Origin of the sequence: Bifidobacterium aquikefiri (genome assembly GCF_002259795.1) — a bacterium.
Lineage (GTDB): Bacteria > Actinomycetota > Actinomycetes > Actinomycetales > Bifidobacteriaceae > Bombiscardovia > Bombiscardovia aquikefiri.
On record NZ_MWXA01000017.1, the window covers coordinates 1 to 1,440 of the forward strand.

2 protein-coding genes are annotated in these 1,440 nt (G+C 64.3%); both read left to right on the forward strand.

The window, feature by feature from the left end:
• The coding region (locus tag BAQU_RS10215; RefSeq protein WP_211277172.1) for a transposase at positions 1 to 511 on the forward strand (511 nt) is incomplete at its 5' end.
• A gap of 56 nt (positions 512 to 567) precedes the next feature.
• Positions 568 to 1,440: IS256 family transposase (locus BAQU_RS10220; RefSeq protein WP_094695339.1), on the forward strand; the 873-nt coding region annotated here is incomplete at its 3' end.

A 1,440-nucleotide genomic window follows, 5' to 3' on the forward strand; every position in this document is an offset into this window, starting at 1 on the left:
CGGCGACCGGTGCGCCGGACTGGTGAACACCGTCAGTGAACTCCTGCCACAGGCCCGCTACCAGCGGTGCATGGTGCACTTCATGCGNAACGTGCTCTCGAAAGTCTCCCCTCGTCACACCCGATGGGCCGGGGACGCGCTCAAGGCCGTGTTCGCGATGGAATCACGCGAATCGGCGTTGGCCAAGGCCGAGCAGGTCGCCACCGAGATGGAGGAGCGGAAACTCAGGGAGGCCGCCAAGTGCCTGCGCGAGGGCATCGACGAGACCACCACGTACCTGCTCAAGGATTACCCGGTCGAGCATCGCCGGCGCATCCGAACGAACAACATGATCGAACGGTTGAACCGGGAGATCCGCAGGAGAACCCGCGTGGTGGGCGCTTTCCCGGATGGTAGATCGGCATTGATGCTCATCACTGCGAGAATCCGCTACGTCACCGGCAACCAGTGGTCGACCCGCCGCTACCTGGACATGTCCCGACTCCACGACACCATACAGGAAGCGAACTGACAACGCACACAGGAAACAAAAACCAAAGTGCGCAAGAACCCGGGCACTACCGGGCCATGCCCAAGCACATTTTACAGGTGAATCAACCCATGTTCGAGACCCAACTGGACCGGATGGTGAGCGAGAAGGTCACCGAGATCCTCAACCGGATGCTGGACGCCGAGGCCGACGAGATCACCGGCGCGGCCCGCTACGAGCGTTCCTGCGGCAGGAAGGCGTATCGTGCCGGCCATTACGAACGCGATCTGACGGTCAAGGCCGGCAAATTGAGTGTGAGGGTGCCGAAGCTGAAGGGCGCCCTGTTCGAGTCGGCGGTCATCGAACGGTACCGACGCCGGGAGGAGAGCGTGGAGGAGGCCTTGATCGACATGTACCTGGCGGGCGTGTCCACCCGCCGCGTCGACGACATCTCCCAGGCGCTGTGGGGAGCGCGGATGCCGTCGCAGACCCTGTCGGACAAGCTCAGGAAGGTCTACGGGGACATCGACGCCTGGCGCGAACGCCCGCTATCCCAGCCCTACCCGTATGTGTTCATGGACGGCGTGTGGCACAAGCGTTCGTGGGGTGGCGCCGTGGAGAACGTGAGCATACTGGTCGCGATCGGCATCGGGTCGGACGGGCATCGGGAGGTGATCGGCGTGGCGGAGGGCATGAAGGAGGATTCGGCGAGCTGGAACAGCTTCGTCTCCTCGCTCATCTCGCGTGGGCTTACCGGCGTGCGCCTGGTGACCGGCGACCGGTGCGCCGGACTGGTGAACACCGTCAGGGAACTACTGCCACAGGCCGGCTCACAGGGGTGCATGGTGCGCTTCATGCGCACCGTGCGCTCGAAGGTCTCCCCTCGGCACAACCGGTGGGCCGGGGACGCGCTCAAGGCCGTGTTCGCGATGGAATCACGCGAATCGGCGTTGGCCAAGGCCGAGCAGGTC